The organism is Staphylococcus sp. mip270_02 (assembly GCF_054031535.1).
Genome location: NZ_CM132934.1, coordinates 942859 through 960167, shown reverse-complemented (window position 1 = coordinate 960167; position 17309 = coordinate 942859). Strand labels below are relative to the sequence as shown.

15 protein-coding genes are annotated in these 17309 nt (G+C 31.9%); 6 read left to right on the top strand and 9 right to left on the bottom strand.

The features are described from left to right. Positions 1–141 precede the first annotated feature (141 nt). Positions 142–522: a GtrA family protein gene (locus ACW5YJ_RS04210; RefSeq protein WP_017722772.1), complete on the bottom strand. Its 381-nt coding sequence runs from the start codon at positions 520–522 to the stop codon at positions 142–144. 284 nt (positions 523–806) lie between these two features. Here ACW5YJ_RS04210 and ACW5YJ_RS04205 point away from each other — a divergent pair, with 284 nt between their 5' ends. After that, positions 807–2009, top strand: a complete 1203-nt coding sequence (locus tag ACW5YJ_RS04205) for a multidrug effflux MFS transporter (RefSeq protein ID WP_107551507.1) — start codon at positions 807–809, stop codon at positions 2007–2009. A gap of 171 nt (positions 2010–2180) precedes the next feature. Here the strand turns inward: ACW5YJ_RS04205 and ACW5YJ_RS04200 are convergent, their stop codons facing one another. Next, on the bottom strand, positions 2181–2645 hold the full coding sequence (locus ACW5YJ_RS04200; RefSeq protein ID WP_017722774.1) for a GyrI-like domain-containing protein: 465 nt from the start codon (positions 2643–2645) through the stop codon (positions 2181–2183). Between the two features lie 186 nt (positions 2646–2831). Between ACW5YJ_RS04200 and ACW5YJ_RS04195 the strand changes: the two genes are divergently transcribed. Next, complete coding sequence (locus ACW5YJ_RS04195) at positions 2832–3443, top strand: C39 family peptidase (protein WP_017722775.1); 612 nt, start codon at positions 2832–2834, stop codon at positions 3441–3443. 116 nt (positions 3444–3559) lie between these two features. Here the strand turns inward: ACW5YJ_RS04195 and ACW5YJ_RS04190 are convergent, their stop codons facing one another. Continuing rightward, positions 3560–4369: a metallophosphoesterase gene (locus ACW5YJ_RS04190; RefSeq protein ID WP_457338615.1), complete on the bottom strand. Its 810-nt coding sequence runs from the start codon at positions 4367–4369 to the stop codon at positions 3560–3562. A 179-nt stretch (positions 4370–4548) separates the two neighbouring features. On the opposite strand from ACW5YJ_RS04190, the gene ACW5YJ_RS04185 reads away from it, so the two are divergent. The 3 genes from ACW5YJ_RS04185 (at position 4549) to ACW5YJ_RS04175 (ending at position 8171) form a co-directional block, all read left to right on the top strand. Continuing rightward, a complete protein-coding gene (locus tag ACW5YJ_RS04185) occupies positions 4549–6570 on the top strand; it encodes a cation:proton antiporter (protein ID WP_457338524.1) in 2022 nt (673 codons plus the stop codon). A gap of 159 nt (positions 6571–6729) precedes the next feature. Then, the gene (gene yidC / locus ACW5YJ_RS04180; protein ID WP_119603898.1) at positions 6730–7539 is read left to right on the top strand and encodes a membrane protein insertase YidC; all 810 of its coding nucleotides are present in this window, start codon (positions 6730–6732) and stop codon (positions 7537–7539) included. Positions 7540–7670: 131 nt separating this feature from the next. Then, positions 7671–8171, top strand: a complete 501-nt coding sequence (locus tag ACW5YJ_RS04175; RefSeq protein WP_107551506.1) for a GNAT family N-acetyltransferase — start codon at positions 7671–7673, stop codon at positions 8169–8171. A gap of 94 nt (positions 8172–8265) precedes the next feature. On the opposite strand, the gene pcp is transcribed toward ACW5YJ_RS04175, so the two are convergent. The 6 genes from pcp to ACW5YJ_RS04145 all read right to left on the bottom strand — a co-directional run bounded on the left by pcp (position 8266) and on the right by ACW5YJ_RS04145 (position 15116). Then, a complete protein-coding gene (gene pcp, locus ACW5YJ_RS04170; RefSeq protein ID WP_119603899.1) occupies positions 8266–8907 on the bottom strand; it encodes a pyroglutamyl-peptidase I in 642 nt (213 codons plus the stop codon). 30 nt (positions 8908–8937) lie between these two features. Then, positions 8938–9864 (bottom strand): DUF979 domain-containing protein, encoded by a 927-nt coding sequence (locus ACW5YJ_RS04165; RefSeq protein ID WP_457338523.1) that lies wholly within the window; start codon positions 9862–9864, stop codon positions 8938–8940. Continuing rightward, positions 9857–10561, bottom strand: coding sequence for a DUF969 domain-containing protein (locus ACW5YJ_RS04160; protein WP_107551503.1), 705 nt, complete (start codon positions 10559–10561; stop codon positions 9857–9859). The genes ACW5YJ_RS04165 and ACW5YJ_RS04160 overlap by 8 nt, the downstream gene beginning before the upstream one ends. Before the next feature lie 736 nt (positions 10562–11297). Continuing rightward, on the bottom strand, positions 11298–11738 hold the full coding sequence (locus tag ACW5YJ_RS04155) for a DUF805 domain-containing protein (RefSeq protein ID WP_107551502.1): 441 nt from the start codon (positions 11736–11738) through the stop codon (positions 11298–11300). A gap of 143 nt (positions 11739–11881) precedes the next feature. Then, the gene (locus tag ACW5YJ_RS04150; RefSeq protein ID WP_457338522.1) at positions 11882–13480 is read right to left on the bottom strand and encodes a M20/M25/M40 family metallo-hydrolase; all 1599 of its coding nucleotides are present in this window, start codon (positions 13478–13480) and stop codon (positions 11882–11884) included. A 244-nt stretch (positions 13481–13724) separates the two neighbouring features. After that, positions 13725–15116 (bottom strand): MFS transporter, encoded by a 1392-nt coding sequence (locus ACW5YJ_RS04145; RefSeq protein WP_017722785.1) that lies wholly within the window; start codon positions 15114–15116, stop codon positions 13725–13727. A 439-nt stretch (positions 15117–15555) separates the two neighbouring features. Here ACW5YJ_RS04145 and ACW5YJ_RS04140 point away from each other — a divergent pair, with 439 nt between their 5' ends. Continuing rightward, positions 15556–17307 carry a LytS/YhcK type 5TM receptor domain-containing protein gene (locus ACW5YJ_RS04140; RefSeq protein WP_457338521.1) on the top strand — a complete coding sequence of 584 codons (1752 nt, stop codon included), beginning with the start codon at positions 15556–15558 and terminating at the stop codon, positions 17305–17307. Positions 17308–17309: the final 2 nt, after the last annotated feature.

Sequence of the window (17309 nt, the reverse complement as noted above, 5' to 3'; positions counted from 1 at the left end):
TTCTATCGGCGTTCTACTGGATATTTTCTAAAATATAACAGTATAAATAAAAAAGCATTATCATAGCCACTCCATAACCATAGGTAGCCAACTAATAATGCTCAATAATATAATGACATTTCGTCAAAATTTAATTTAATGTCAATCTCTTAATATATATTTAGATAATACAAACGTAATTGGTATAGTAATAATAAGTCCAGCAAATGGTGCGATAACAGATGAGATGTGGAACCATTGTACAAATATATATAGTAAGATGGTTTGCATCCCCATATTAACAACTTGAGTTAATGGGAATTGAATAAATTTGCGCCATGTCGGTTTTACTTTGTATACAAAATAACAATTGAGATAATAAGAAACTATAAAACTAACAACAAATCCACTGATATGACTGACTAAATAATTGATATCAATTAACTTTAATAAAAATAAATAAACCACGTAATAATTAAAAGTGTTAATACCACCAACAAGAATAAATTTTATAATTTCATATTGTGTCTTGGTTAAATGCATCAATTTTCTCCTTTGTGTGACAATCTAAAATGTCCATACTACAATAAAACATAACTTGTCTAACAACTTGAGATATGTCTTAAAAATATATTACTTATTAATCAGTATTTTAACATAATATATTGTATTATATATTAAAAATAATATCTCGAACAATGTGCACGTATTAAATATGTAATTTTGTCATTGCATTTATATTCACGTGTGCGATAATAATCTAGTTACTAAACATTCAATTTTTCATTATAATAACGTAACTAACTGTGCTTAAAGGAGTACTTTATATGGATAAAATTACAAATCGCCAACTACCTTTGATGGTCATTATTATGTTGGGTATTATGACTACTTTTGGGCCTTTAACAATAGATATGTATGTCCCTTCACTACCAAATGTGCAGAGTGATTTTGGTACAACTACTTCACAAGTACAACTTACACTGTCGTTTGCTATGATTGGACTTGCAATTGGACAATTTACATTTGGACCATTATCTGATGCATATGGTCGTAAAAAAATTGCATTACTTATTATTTCAATATACGTCATTGCTTCGTTAACAGCAGTATTTACAACATCACTATCACTGTTACTTGTAATACGTCTTATACAAGGGTTAACTGGGGGAGGCGCTATCGTCATCGCCAAAGCGTCCATTGGCGATCAGCATAAAGGAAAATCTTTAGCAAAAGGACTAGCCTCTTTACTAGTTGTTAATGGGATTATCACCATTCTTGCACCCTTAATCGGCGGGTATGCCTTAAGCGTTTCAAATTGGAAAGCAATATTCCTAATTTTAACCATTGTCAGTTTTGCAATATTAATTTTTGCATTTTTTAAAATGGAAGAAACGAGAGATACAGATCTTACCAAACTTAACTTTTCCTTAATATTTAAAGATTTTGGGTATCTACTAAAGAAACCTGCGTTTATCATTCCAATGCTGTTGCAAGGATTAACCTATGTGATGCTCTTTAGTTTTTCTTCTGCCGCACCGTTTATTACGCAGAAGATTTACGAGATGACACCACAACAATTTAGTATTTTATTCGCGTTAAACGGTATCGGCTTAATTATTATGAGTCAACTAACAGCCTTACTCGTTGAATATATCAATCGCTACTTTCTCCTTGTACTGCTGACATTAATACAAATTTCAGGTGTTGTATTGATTATTTTTACTCTTATATTCCATTTACCACTGTGGGTATTAATCATCGCCTTTTTCCTTAATGTATGCCCTGTAACAGGAATTGGTCCATTAAGTTTCACATTAGCTATGGAATCTCGAACAGGTGGTAGTGGTAACGCATCAAGTTTGCTTGGTTTATTCCAATTTATTTTAGGTGGAATTATGTCTCCTCTTGTTGGTTTAAAAGGTGAATACAGTGTTATGCCTTATCTCATCATCCTAACTATTACTGCTATATTAATTATTTTATTGGAAATACTATTAAAACCTATCATGATTAAGCGAAATGCGTAATCTAATGGGGTTAACAACACCGATTAACTAGCTAAAAATGTCTAAGATAGAAAAAATTATATATGTATGATTTTTATCTACGCTACTCTTAATGGGACAGGTATACAAAATCAATTTTAAATTTTTTGATTTGTATCCTGTCCCTATTTTAATTAAGCATTCACTTTTAGTTTAAACAATCGGTAACCAGATTTCTGTAATATAATCTTCAGCTCTAATTTCCCCTTCTTTATAACACTCAAAAAATGGCGCATTTCGCAATTCATAATCTAATGTTGGTAAAATATGTCTATTAATAGATTCCATTGCGTTTTTTATAGAACCTGGCACTGGTCCTTCAGCATCAAATACGAGGTATCTCCCGCTTGCTATTTCTGTGTGTTGCCATATTTCATCATCTTCATCGCTCGTAACACCTATTAAATAATGCATTTCTCCATTATCAAGTGGTTTACATACTCCTAATAGACCTGGTAAATGTTCATTACCTAATTTCAATAAGTCGTGTTTTTTGCCACTTTCATCAAAATCCATCCAGAACATAAAAATATTTTCTTGTGCTTTTTGTCCAGTGGCATATTCTCTTTTTTCTCCTAATACAGATAACGTTGGTAGTGTTTCTATTCTGTGTTTCATATGTAATCTCCCACCTTCTTTTTTATGCTATTATAACCAAAACATCTTAACAATATCTATTCTAAGCTATTTCCATATTGCTTAAGCATCTTAATAGGCAACTTTTAAGAATAGCTATATAATAAATACAATGTAAAATCGCTTCATTTTTACTTTGAAGTACAAATCATTAGGGAGAGCATCATCATGAAATTAAATATATTACCTGTTAAACCAATTAGTCAATTATTTCCAATACCAATGATTATGGGCTGTGAAGGTGTATCGACAGCAATGATGTTACAATTCAATCAGCATAAAATACCCGCCACTCAAATAATGAAACATTGGCCTAAACATAAAAATAACCCTTATAAAGGATATGTAGGACATCACTTATGGATTAAATGGGGACATCATCAAACTATTTTCCCTTCCGCTCTCGTTCCACATCTCAAACGATATGACCCCAAAATTATAGATAGTACTGGTCAGTCGTTAACTGATTTATGTGCAATTTTAGACAATGGTCAACCCGTTGTTATTTATCATACTGTACTCGGACAACGACCTTTGCGTCGTACTTATAAATTTGATAATCAACTTACTAAATTGGTGTCTAATATTCATGTCACTTTACTCATTGGCTATGATGATGATTATTACTATTACATCGATCCGCTTTGGTCTCATATGGGAAGATTAATTGTATTTCCAGCACTAATGCCTAATAAATATCAAATAATAAAAATTAAAAAATCAAAGTTAGCACAAAGTTATGACGCGCCCGGCCGTTTGAGTTTTCATATTCAACCATAACTATTTTTGTGTTATCTTAACAAAAATGGGTCGCTTATCAATTAGTCATATTAGGAATTACTATAGATTATTACAATAAAAGAAGCGACCATTAATATTTATGGTCGCTTCTTTCACTATACGTTAATTGTATATAAAGCATGATTGATTTCTTGTTCTATATTATTAGAACGCCATTCTCTTTGATAACCAAGACACGAGCAAATATATGTTATCCCCTGTTCTTCAAAAGAGTTTCTAAAATGAACATGCCCCATAATGCTATATCGAATATCATATCGCTGATAAACCTCATCAAAATCAGAAGTCCCAATAAAAGCATTAAAATAATCAAATATTCTATGAGGCATTGGCACAGCAAATTTAGGGTGTGTTACAATATGCGTCATTAAAATAATACGCTTATGCTTCACTTCCTCCATGTCTTTAATTGTTTGTTTTGCTGCAATAGCTGATAGCTTTCTATCTTCTATAGGCCAGTCTATTTTGATTTTGTCTTGCCAAGTTGCACCGTAGTATTTTCTACGAGCAATGCGCTCAAGTGAAAATTCTGGACTTGCATACGTATAGTCATACCAACCTGTATTACCAACAATCGCCCATGAATCATTGAGGTGATAAGGATTCCCTATCAAACACGCTTCCATATTCATATAGTAATCTAAAATTTCAGCGGACGATGCATCCGTATCTGTAGCCCAAAAGTCATGATTTCCTGGAATAAATAATATTTTTATATGTGATTGCGTCTCTACACCATCGATAAATCGATGCGTTAATTTATAATTATTAGAAATATCTCCTGCAATAAGTAAGAGTTCTATCTTTTGTTTCTGTATGGCTTTTACTAATTCGTGTGTATAATCCTCTGGTGTTAATTTCTTATGGCGATCAATATGCAAATCTGATATGACACCTATTTTCATTACTATCACAATCCTCTATTATCTTAACAGCTCTATTATGACATATTTGTATATTCATTTTTAAATCATGAGCCTATAAATTAATTAAATATTGAAGTCTATTATATTTCCAAAAAAATTACTATCTATGCTTTGGTGATAATGGTAATATAAAACAATCAAAAAAATAAGGAGTAAGTATGTTATTATTAGAAGCTTTTTTAATATTTATTATAGCAGTAATTATAAGTTCAATTATACATAACAAGTTTCCAAAGATACCAATGGCGTTCATTCAAATTGGGTTAGGTGTTTGTTTATATATTCTCCCTATCCCTTTACACTTTGAATTTGAACCAGAAGTATTTATGATGGCTGTGATTGCCCCATTACTGTTTGTTGAGGGGACACATGTATCTCGGTCTAAACTGTTAGAATATCGCAAACCTATTATTTTAATGGCAATGGCGTTAGTATTTACAACTGTGATAGGCGTAGGTTATTTCATCGGATGGATTTGGCCTGAGTTACCAATGCCTGCTGCCTTCGCAATAGCAGCCATTTTATGCCCAACAGATGCAGTCGCTGTACAAGCTATTACTAAAGGTAAAATATTACCTAAGGGTGCATTAACTATTTTAGAAGGTGAATCGTTATTAAATGATGCTGCTGGTATTATCTCCTTCAAAATTGCTGTTACAGCACTTGTTACTGGTGCGTTTTCTGCATTCGATGCAATAGAACAATTTATTATTTCAACTATTCTAGGCATATTGATAGGTGCAATTTTTGGCTTTATGATTGTACGACTACGTGTTTATCTATCCATGCACAAAGGTCTTAAAGATGGTAATACAATGATTTTCATTCAATTATTAACACCTTTCGTCGTCTATTTCATCTCCGAAATGTTGCATGCATCGGGTATCATTGCAGTTGTAGTGGCTGGATTAATACATGGATTTGAACGTGAACGATTGATTCGTGCTCAAACCGAGCTACAAATGAACTATAACCAGATATGGAGTACATTAAGTTATGTTCTTAATGGCTTTGTCTTTGTTGTATTAGGTTACATTGTACCTGAAGTTGTTTCTGCAATATTCAAAGACGAACCGCAGAACATTATATTCCTGATCATTACAACATTACTAATTGCACTAGCTATTTATGCTTTCCGTTTTATATGGGTCTTTATATTATTCAAACAATTTTACTATCCAAATAACATTCAATCTTATCTCAATGACCAATATGAAGTACCGCCAAAACGTGCACACTATGCGTTCATTATGACAATGTGTGGGATCCACGGAACAATTTCTCTATCTATGGCATTAACATTACCTACATTATTAGCACAACAACAAACCTTTACTTATAAAAATGATTTACTATTTATTGCCTCATTAATGGTAATTATTAGTTTAGTCATGGCTCAAATCGTGCTACCTATTATTACACCTTCGGAAGAGAAACCAACATCAACCACTATGAGCTATGCGGTTGCCAAAATTTATATAGTACAACACGTTATTAAACATTTTAAAACAAAGTCTAATACACACCCATCAACAAATTATAGTAGCATTATTTCTGATTATTTTGATGAACTATTCTTCCTACTGCAGATGACACCTGAAGAAAATAATGCTAAAGAATTAAAACGACTAGAAACGATTGCTAGCGAAATAGAGACAGAAACGTTAGAACGTTTAGTAACTCAAAATAAAGTTGACCGTCAAACGATTTTGAACTATCGCTCAGCTATAGAAACTTCAAAACAATTTAAGGAATCATCAGCTGTTCATAAATTTAAAGTTGTGATTAAAATGTTAATCTTAAGATGGAGAGCAAAGAAACATGTAGAAAGTTCACAATTAAAGCAATTTCAATCGAATTTTCAAGAAGTGAAGAAAGTTATGCGTATCGTACATCATAATGTTTCACTGCGTTTAAAGGAAGAGCAAACTAACGAAAACGTATTAGAAGTAAATATTGTCTTAAACCAGTATTACAACAGACTTCACAGAATCAGAAGAAATCGTAATACACAAAATGAAACACCAGACACAATCACTGAAGCGCATAAATTAGAAGGATTATACATTCAGAGAACGTATCTTGATGAACTAATCCAAAATAAACAAATAGACGCGCATGTTGCTGCACAAGTAAGAGAACATATTAATTACAATGAAATAATCTTAACTTCAAAATAAAACGACTGTCACTACATCCTATTTCACATTGGGGGCAGTGACTTTTTCATTATTACAATATAAAATATGCAGCTAACTTTGTTTTTCAAAAACTTTAAAATAATATTTGAGTTGTGTTAAAGTTATATTTAATAATACATTAATCGGAGGAAATATATTATGTATTGGAAAAGGCGCTTAGTATTATTAGTCCCCTTATTTTTAGCTGGTTGTGATTATTCTAATGATGAAGATAGAAATGGTTTATTTTATTCAATTTTTGTCCAACCCATAGACATGTTGTTACATGGATTAGGACATTTGTACAGAGATAATTATGGTTTAGCAATCATCACAATCGTGTTACTAATAAGGCTTTTTCTACTTCCTTTTATGCTTGCACAAGTAAAAAATATGCATATGATGCGCGAAAAAACAAAAATTGTCCAATTTCAGATTGATGAGTTAAGAAACAATATTAAAATTGCGAATTCACAAGAAGAAAAAAACGAAGCACAAAAATCACTAATAGATCTTTATAAACAATATGATATTAATCCTTTAAAAAATGTTCTAGGATGTTTGCCGATACTTATTCAATTACCTATATTATTCGCTTTAATAATAACTTTAAAGTATCCTACAGGAGATGGTATTGATCGTTATCCAGACTTTTTGTGGTTCAACTTAACCGAACCTAATTTTTGGATTTCACTAATTGCAGCAATAATATATTTCTTCCAACCATTAGTCAATGCATGTCATTATCCTAAAGATCAAAGAAAAACACACTATGTATTGATGATTTTATCACCTATATTTATTACGTATATTTCCCTACACTCTGCTGCAGCACTTGGGTTATATTGGACTGTTGGTGGATTATTTTTAATTATTCAAATGCATTTTGCGCATTCTTATTACAGTAAACTGGCATACAACAAAGCAATTCATCTTCAAGGTGAGTTAGATGAACGTAAATTGACTTAAACGTATTTTAAAACTTTGTTATTTTATCACTTAATATTTTTACTTTTTATAATTTTTTGAATTGAAAAATTTCTTTTTTTAAAATAATGATGCTATAATAATATCAATTTAGTTTAGCAAGGGGGCATTCTATGGATTTTACAATTAGAGCGTTGACGGAGGAAGATCGTCATGGTAAAGCCAATGTCCATTACGAGAGCTGGTTAAAAACATATAACCATATTTCTGAAAACGACTACCTAGAAAATCTTGATAAAGAACAATTTATCAAGAAGTCCTCTATACACGATCTTCCTACCTTAGTTGCAACTGTTAAGGATGAGATTGTAGGATTTATCACTTATGGTAAAACGAAATCTATTTCAGAATCTGACAATTGGAGTGAGATATACGCATTGTATCTTTTAGAAGCATATCAACGTCATATGATTGGATATGCTTTAACACAACGAGCACTAGAGCTGTCTTATCCAGATAACGTGACACTCTGGGTTGTAGAAGAAAATACTAACGCTATTAATTTCTATGAACAAGTTGGATTTAAAAAAACACCATATAAACAACCTACTTTCTTCGGCAAAACATATAACGAAATTCGCATGGATTACACACGTACTGAACATGATAATTAAATTAAATTCAAATAAAAAGGGCTAGGAAATCTTTTTTTAAAGATCTCGTAGCCCCTTTGTTTATATTATTCAATAGCATTTGTTAACATTTACTTTAATGTGTTTCTCCAAGTGCTACTTTAATATCTTCGTCAGACTCAATGATAGCTTCTAATGCAGCATTTAATCCTTTCCGAATCGTTTCCACAGACATTGAAGGTTTTTCGGGTTTATCTACAACTTGTTCAGGGATAAATGGCACATGAATAAAACCGAATTTTATATTAGGAAATTGCGTTGCATGTAAGTAGCCTAATTGATATAAAATATGATTACATACAAAAGTTCCAGCCGTATTAGATAAACGTGCAGGTACACCACTTGCTTTAATAGCTTCAGTCATGCGTTTTACAGGTAAGTTTGAAAAATACGCCTGTGCTCCATCAGGATGAATACATTCGTCAATCGGTTGTTGACCTTCATTATCTGCTATTCGGGCATCATCGACGTTAATACCAACACGCTCTGGTGTTAATTCAAACCTTCCGCCTGCTTGTCCAATTGCTAACACAATATCATAATCATATTGTTTCAAACGTGCTTCGATTACATGTTTACTTTTATGAAAGACTGTTGGTATTTCTAACTTATCTATCGTATGTTCTTCAATATTATCTGGTAATAGTTTCACCGCTTCTAACGCAGGATTAATTTCTTCTCCACCAAATGGATCAAATCCAGTTATTAAGATTCTCATTTTAAAACGCCCCTTTTTAATTGAAATCAGTTAAAACGCCCATACATACATTAAGCCAATATGTATTACTATAAGTATAAGTGCAATCGGCGCTTGTGCTTTGATAACCCCAAATTCTTGTTTCATTTCTAACAATGCTACCGGCAATGTATTAAAATTAGCTGCCATTGGTGTTAGCAAAGTGCCACAAAATCCTCCAGTCATAGCTAGCGCACCTGCGATAACAGGATCTCCACCTTGTGCGATGACAAACGGAATACCAATGCTTGCAGTAATTACTGTAAAAGCGGCAAAAGCATTTCCCATTAACATAGTAAAACATACCATGCCTAATATATATGCAGTCGCACCTACCAAGTGATTTCCCTCGGGTAATACCGATGAAATACCTTTCGATATGACATCTCCAACTCCACTTACTGTAAATAATACTCCTAAAGCAGCTAAAAATTGAGGTAATATACCCACAGTACCAATTTGTTGTGTTAGTCGGTCACTATCATAAAATACATATTTTATTTTAGGTTTAATTACTATATATGCAGCTATTAACCCTAATATAGAAGAAACACCTAAACCTATTGCACCACCTAAAGGAGTCCAATTTGAAACAGCGATTGCCGCAATCGCTAAAATGATAGCTGGAATAAATAGTTTATTTCCATATTTTTGAGCACCATGCACCCCTTCTTCTTCAGTTACATCGACAATATTATTAATTGTCACTTGTTTAAATAAAGTCAGTACCCCCATAATTAAAATAAATAAACCATTAATTACATTTGGAATATATGGACCAACAATAAATGTTGCAGCTAGCAAAATCCAAAATAATGCTGTGCCATATTTCTTTTTATGTATAGAAGATTTCAAAATTCGAAACGCAGTGTATAGTAATTGTAAACCTATTAAAATATAAAAAACTTCTAAGATATTATTTAATACTTGTTCACTCATCACGTTTCACCTGCTTTGAGTCATATTTTTTCTCTAAATATTTATCAAATCTTATATTATTAAGCCAGACAAGCACTAATACAATTAGTGCTATGGGTACTGACGCCAGTACTAATTCAATTGCGTCTACCTTAATACCTAATGATTGAAATGTCCCTACCATTAATAAAACCCCTGCAGCACCAACGAATAAATTTTGTCCAAAGAAGTTTCCATAGTTTTCCATTGCAGAAGTTTGTGCTTTTATCTTTTCGATATCTGCTTCATCAACTTCATCGTCTTTCAAATTATATCTAGTTTTTAACGCACCTTGTACCATTGGATTAATCAGTGGGCGAACAAATTGAGGATGACCCCCGATACGTATTGAAGCCACGCCAGCTATTTCTCTAATTATTAAATATATTGTCATCAGACGCCCACTTGTAACTCGTTTCACCTTTCCTATCATGTTAGAAGCTTGCTTTTTTAAACCGAACCGTTCAATCAAACCGACCATCGGTAACGTTAATATAAATAATGTAACTAAACGATTATCAACAAACGCTTTACCTAGTGTTTCTAAAATGGAATAAAAATCTAACCCAGACACGATACCAGTAACAACAGCAGCAATTAAAATCACTGCAATCGTATCAATCTTAAACAGGAATCCCAATATAATAATTAGAATACCAATTAACTTTAACCACTCCATAATACCCCTCCTTATGCCTACATTATAATTTTAAATTTTCTAAATACAATAAAAATTATCGAATTTCAGTAGTTCATAGCCTTTTGTCATAATTATTAGTAATTTTAAATATTACTAATAGAAAACTAGGCAAAAAACTCCTGCACTTAAACCGTCTAGACTAGCACCGATGATTAATATGTCTTTCATAACAAGCCAATATGTACACGCTACCTTAAACATTTTATAATATTTTAAAGTTATGTTAATTTGTATATAGAAAAAAGGCAACATACAAGTATATCTCCCGATAATACCGTTAGAAAGAGGGTGACTTGTGTAAAACAATGGCTAATAACCATCTTTCCAATTTGCTCACTTTTTCATTCTAACTTCACGTCATTTTTAACTTATGTAGCAGAGAAAATAAAATTTATTACGTTATCTAATTTTGATAGCTTTTACTATTATCAAATAGTTAAAATTGCAGTTATTTCCAAAGCAAAAGAGCTATATCCTTTAATATCAAGGTATATAGCTCTTTTGCTTTAATCAGTATATTGAGTTGGTTTCAGCTATACATGAGCTTCATCTCAGGTAAAACTGTTATCTCTTTTAACTCTAGTCACCTTTGCAGGTACTGGACGACGAAACCTCTCTAAAATAAATTAGATTTCTGTACCACTGTTTTAAGACTAGACATGTATGTTCCAAACTCACTCGTCACATTTAAAATTATTTTCGACATTGTATAAAATTATAACCATTTTAATTCTGAATCAGCAACATTACGTGATGGTAATAATGTTTCTACCACCAGAATAATTGTACAGATTAAAGAAATAATATTTAATGATATAGCAACACTATTGATTTGAATAATATCAAAGGTAATATTAACAAATATAGACAGTACAATTAATATGATTGCTGTTGCACGTTTTCTACCGGCATCATAAAATCTACGCAATGTAATTGCAAACATTGGTACGATTATCGCTAGAGCAAATATACCCACAAAAGCTGATAGTATTGCCGCTACAATAAAGATACCTGTAATAAAGCAAACGACACCGATGAGCGCAATAATAAATATAATAATGATATGAATTAATACAGGTGTCCAAAATTCTAGTCTATTTGATTTGCCATTAAAGTCTATATATTTTCTCCAAAAATCTTTATACGCCTCTAGCATGTGCTTACCACTCCATTTTCTTCTTGTGGAACTTTTAAAGTACATATCTTCACCAATATATCGTAATACCCTATTTTTTCAAAACTTATACTAAAATATTAGTAAATTTAAAAACATTATATCAAATAATTACTTATCTTGTTTTAAATATATGACTTTACGATACGAGTTAATACGAATGGTAATTCTATAAATGCACTATCCTTATGTAATCTTTCACTTAATTTATGTGCATCTTTACCAATTGGTCCACAGAGTATGGTTGGCGCACTAATAGCTTGTATCGCTTCAAAAGGAATCGAATAAGTTTGATTAAAATTAGGTGCGTTTTGCTGATAAGTAATCATTTGAGACATGTCGCCTGAAAAATTCAAATAACTACTATCACTAATACCATTAAAATAATGTATACGTTCACTTTTACGTTGAAATTGTTCTTGTAAAGTTTGACGGACCAATTCAATAGTTTCCTCAACTTTTGCATCATAAGACGTATTAACTGCTGGATAATATGGCGTTGCAAAAAAAGTCACGACCGCTGGCGCAATATTTCTGCAAATTTGCATTAATCTATCTGTCACTTTAATACTTTGTAAATGTAGATCTTTAGTTTGCTGTATCACTGCTGTTATTTCTTTATTTACAAATGCTTCACCATGATGTTTAATCGCATATGTTTTCAATTGTTCAAATGTCAGTACATTAATTTTAGTATCAAAAGGAATATCTTCACTTTCTAAAATTGATAACCAATCACTTTCACAACGTTCTGTTGCTTTTATTACTGTATCTATAAATTGTCTATATAAGTCAGCAGGTTTCTGTTTGAAAAGGAACATATTAAATAATGCCATTGTTCTAAATGGTGTTTGTACATCGTATGTTTGTTTAATATCTCTTGTCATTAACGAAACAGGCAAAGGTGTCGTTTCATTTTCAAATGTTTCTTTAAATATACCATTATATTCTATCGCTTGATTAATATAACTCATCATAAAGTTAGAGCTCAATCCATCCATTGGATTTCCTACATGAGTTTCTTTTCCATAACATAATACACCTGGCATTATTTTTCCAATAGAGCCAGAATATATATAGTGCTGTTCATCTGCACTTGCCTGTTGGAAAGTAGGTTCACTGTTTAAATGAAGCTGAATATCTAACTGATGTTGTTGTTTTAATCTTGCAATGGTCTCTACAGCTTTGCGCATACCTGAAGAATTCACTTCCTCATCTGGTACTGTGACTAAAATTAAATTAATATCCCATGCTTCAATACTCGCTTGTTCTATTAAGGATAAATGTAGCATTAAACCTGCCTTCATATCCATTACACCACGACCAAACAAATATGTATCACGATTTAAATCCTCAATAGCATCTTCACTAAGATAACTACTATTCTCTTTAAAAATATTCTTTAATGCATCAGGATCAAAAGCATACTCACTATATGAGCCAAAGTCTTCTACACCTACAGTATCAAAATGACTGATTAGTACGATTGTTTTTTTAGAAGTAGGTGCCTGATAAAAAGCTACAACAGATTCTTTTTCATCTTCAGTAACTTCAAGTAAAACCTGAGATTGATGCTGTTGAAAATAATCCAATTTTAATAGCAGATTCTTTACAAAATTAGGAAATGCAATCTCACCTTGAGTATTAGTAACCGTTTCATGTTTAACTAAATTTTTTAATAATTTCAATCTATCTTCATAAGTTTGCCATAGTTCCTGTGCCACATAACCCCTCCTAATGTAAACGTTTCCTCAATTATAATATGCTTTTAATTTCATAATCAATATATTCTCATGAAAAAGCTTTGTAAAATTAATATTTGTTCACTTAATTATAGTATGAATGGCAAAGTTTATATAAAAATTCAAAAAATAAAAAAACGGAATTACGCAATCAATTCTATAAATTGAATGCGCAATCCCGTTTCGACAATAAATAACTATACTTTAAAGTTCTATTAGTTTTAAGTTAATTATTAAATTGATTTTTTGGTACCAATATGAGTACTGCCAAAAATGCGATAATTGCTAATGCTGCATTGAACCACAAGCCAAACATTGCTCCAACTTGTATATTTGAAACTACAGTCATCACAGTAAAGATAGTACCAGATAATGCGACACCAAATGAATTTCCTAATGATGATGCCATTTTATAAACACCAGACGCAACCCCAACTTTATCTTCTGGGGCTGTTGATACTGCTGTATCTGTCGATGGTGTTGCGTACATACCTAACCCCATACCATAGATTAAATAACCTATTATACAAGTTACAATATAAACTGGCGTAGGTAAAAACGTGAATGAGATTAAAATAATTCCTATAGCATTAAGTGCTGCACCAATTAGCATCGGTCTTCTTGGACCAATCTTTTGTAACACTTTTTCTCCAACTCTAATCATTACAAGCACAGCTACTAAATACGTAATAGACATGACACCAGATTGGAAGGAACTAAAATGTAATCCTGATTGGAAATACGTATTAGCGACAATAAGTGTCCCTGCCACTGCATTTAATAAAAAGTTAGAGATTGTAGCACCACTATAACCTTTATGTTTAAATAGTTTAAAATCTATAAGTGGATTTTTAACTTTACCTTCATAATATAAAAAGCAAAGTGTTGAAATAATAAATACAACAATTAGTGCCATGATAAATGGTGAGAAAAGCCCATAATCAGATGATTCTGTAATAATCAAATTAACACTTAGCATTGCAATAATTAAAATAATAAGACCTACTATGTCAAATTTAGCTTGTTTTGTTTCTTCAGTTTGTACGGCTTTTGTTTCTGGTGTATGTCTCATTAGAAACATTGCCATTAATGCTACAAGAATTGAAATAATGAATATTGATCTCCAACCAATAAACGTAGACATTACACCGCCAAATAACGAACAAACTCCTGTGCCTCCCCAAGAACCGATTGACCAATAACTCAATGCGCGCTGACGACGACTACCAATATAATATTCATTGATAATTGCCAAAGTTGAAGGCATAATACATGCTGCAGATAACCCTTGAATCGCGCGTCCAACAACAAGTAATGGCATAAACCCTGGTATTATGATTAATAACGAACCAACAATACTTAATATCAATCCGATATAGGTCATTTTCACCCTGCCATATCTATCAGCAAGCCCTCCTGTTCCTACTACAAATAAACCACATAATAATGCAGTTAAACTTACAGCCACATTTATTGTTCCATAATTCGTATCAAATGATGATTCTAAATCTGGAATAATATTTACTAATGATTGTGCAAACAACCAAAATGTAATGACTCCTAAGAAAATACCAACAAGAAGTTTATTATCTCCTTCAAACGAATGTGTTGATTCCATATGCTTTTTTCCTCCTATATTTCCCGTAAACACATAGATCACATTTCAAAACAGGTATACACGCCTTTAACGCTATTCTCCATACAAACTGAAAAACCGCTAAAAAAGTCTATATCTATTTCAAAACTAATCTTTTAATATACAATTGGTTTAAAATTCTGCAATAATTATATGCAATTAATTTTATATTAATATCTACATTTTTTACAAATCCTTTTAAAAGCCAATATTAATAAAATAACACTTAACTCTTAATAATGCTAAAGAACTGCGTCAATTATGTAGTTATTTACATAGAGAGTAATTTGATTCTTCCCTCTCATCACTGCTATATTGGTACATTGGATATAATTTATAAAAAATAATTCACATAAAACTCATAATTTTATAAAATTATGTATAATCAACCATGTCAAACTAATTAAAAAAAGGTGAAACCATGTTAAATTTATTTATCTTATTATTAGAACGCGTTGGTTTAATTATACTGATTGCATATATTTTAATGAATATTAATCATTTTAAATCGATGATGAATGACCGAGAAAAGCGACGTTCGCAATGGCAATTGATTATCATATTTGGTTGTTTCTCCATGCTTTCAAATTTTACTGGAGTACAAATTCGCGGTGATGAAATTATCAACGGTACGGTCTATAATCATTTGAGCCCTGATGCATCGTTAGCAAATACACGTGTATTAACAATTGGAGTATCAGGACTAATCGGTGGTCCATTCGTTGCCTTAGCTGTAGCACTGATTTCAGGGATTTACCGTGTCTATATCGGAGGTGCAGATGCATACATATATTTAATTTCTTCTATCATTATTGCCCTTGTTTCAGGTTATTTTGGTCATAAAGCTATGCGAGCTAATAGGTATCCAACTATTGTAAAAGGCGCGCTCATCGGTGGTGCTACAGAAATTATTCAAATGCTTTGTATTTTAGTATTTTCTGATAATACCGTACACGCATGGACGTTAGTAAAACTTATTGCCTTACCTATGATATCTATAAATTCAATAGGTACAGCTATATTCTTATCTATCATCCTTTCAACAATTAAGAAAGAAGAAGAAACCCGTGCAATCCAAACTCATGATGTTTTACAATTAGCTAACCAGACATTACCTTATTTCCGTTCAGGTTTAAATGAGCAATCCGCTAAACAAGCTGCTGAAATCATTCTAAACCTAATGCGTGTTTCAGCAGTTGCTATTACAAATCGTAAAGACATATTAACTCACGTTGGTGTTGCAAGTGATCATCACGTTGCACAAAAAGCAATTATTACAGATTTATCAAAAATTGCTATTCAAACTGGAACTTTAAAAGAAGCTTATTCAAGTGAAGATATTGGTTGTAACCACCCTGGTTGTCCGCTAGAAGCTGCTATTGTTATGCCATTACATGTAAAAAATGAAGTAGTCGGTACATTAAAACTCTATTTTACTAATAAGCATGACGTTAACTTTTCCGATAAACAGCTTGCAACCGGTCTAGCAGATATATTTTCTAGCCAACTTGAGCTTGGACAAGCTGAAACGCAAAATGCGTTAATAAGAGATGCTGAGATTAAGTCGCTCCAAGCTCAAGTTAAGCCTCACTTTTTCTTTAACTCAATTAATACTATTTCAGCATTAGTACGAATCGATAGTGAAAAAGCAAGAGAATTATTATTACAACTCAGTCAATTTTTCCGTTCAAATTTGCAAGGTACACGTAATAATACCATTTCTTTAGAAAAGGAATTACAGCAGGTTGAGGCTTATTTATCATTAGAACAAGCGCGTTATCCAGATCGTTTTAATGTTAGTTTTGATATCGCTGATTCAAGCTATGGTGCTTTAGTGCCACCTTTTGCGATTCAAATCCTTGTAGAAAATGCAATTAAACATGCATTTAAAAATAGAAAGTATGACAACAATATTATTGTAAAAGCTCACCAAAATAACTACGGATTAAATATTTCTGTCTCAGATAATGGACAAGGCATACCATTAAGTAAACTTGATAAAATCGGAAAAACTAGTGTTTATTCAGAATCTGGTACAGGAAGTGCATTAGAAAATTTAAATCAAAGATTAGATGGTTTATTTGGCTATAAAGCTAAACTTCATTTTGAATCAAATAAACAAGGTACAAAAGTAAGTTGTACCATTCCACATCACACTACAGAGGAGGGGTAAAT

What these genes read in the sequence shown, in the direction of transcription:
- ACW5YJ_RS04210 (WP_017722772.1), bottom strand. Translation starts at nt 522, where the DNA reads ATGCATTTAACCAAGACACAATATGAAATTATAAAATTTATTCTTGTT.
- ACW5YJ_RS04205 (WP_107551507.1), top strand. Translation starts at nt 807, where the DNA reads ATGGATAAAATTACAAATCGCCAACTACCTTTGATGGTCATTATTATG.
- ACW5YJ_RS04200 (WP_017722774.1), bottom strand. Translation starts at nt 2,645, where the DNA reads ATGAAACACAGAATAGAAACACTACCAACGTTATCTGTATTAGGAGAA.
- ACW5YJ_RS04195 (WP_017722775.1), top strand. Translation starts at nt 2,832, where the DNA reads ATGAAATTAAATATATTACCTGTTAAACCAATTAGTCAATTATTTCCA.
- ACW5YJ_RS04190 (WP_457338615.1), bottom strand. Translation starts at nt 4,369, where the DNA reads ATGAAAATAGGTGTCATATCAGATTTGCATATTGATCGCCATAAGAAA.
- ACW5YJ_RS04185 (WP_457338524.1), top strand. Translation starts at nt 4,549, where the DNA reads ATGTTATTATTAGAAGCTTTTTTAATATTTATTATAGCAGTAATTATA.
- yidC (WP_119603898.1), top strand. Translation starts at nt 6,730, where the DNA reads ATGTATTGGAAAAGGCGCTTAGTATTATTAGTCCCCTTATTTTTAGCT.
- ACW5YJ_RS04175 (WP_107551506.1), top strand. Translation starts at nt 7,671, where the DNA reads ATGGATTTTACAATTAGAGCGTTGACGGAGGAAGATCGTCATGGTAAA.
- pcp (WP_119603899.1), bottom strand. Translation starts at nt 8,907, where the DNA reads ATGAGAATCTTAATAACTGGATTTGATCCATTTGGTGGAGAAGAAATT.
- ACW5YJ_RS04165 (WP_457338523.1), bottom strand. Translation starts at nt 9,864, where the DNA reads ATGAGTGAACAAGTATTAAATAATATCTTAGAAGTTTTTTATATTTTA.
- ACW5YJ_RS04160 (WP_107551503.1), bottom strand. Translation starts at nt 10,561, where the DNA reads ATGGAGTGGTTAAAGTTAATTGGTATTCTAATTATTATATTGGGATTC.
- ACW5YJ_RS04155 (WP_107551502.1), bottom strand. Translation starts at nt 11,738, where the DNA reads ATGCTAGAGGCGTATAAAGATTTTTGGAGAAAATATATAGACTTTAAT.
- ACW5YJ_RS04145 (WP_017722785.1), bottom strand. Translation starts at nt 15,116, where the DNA reads ATGGAATCAACACATTCGTTTGAAGGAGATAATAAACTTCTTGTTGGT.
- ACW5YJ_RS04140 (WP_457338521.1), top strand. Translation starts at nt 15,556, where the DNA reads ATGTTAAATTTATTTATCTTATTATTAGAACGCGTTGGTTTAATTATA.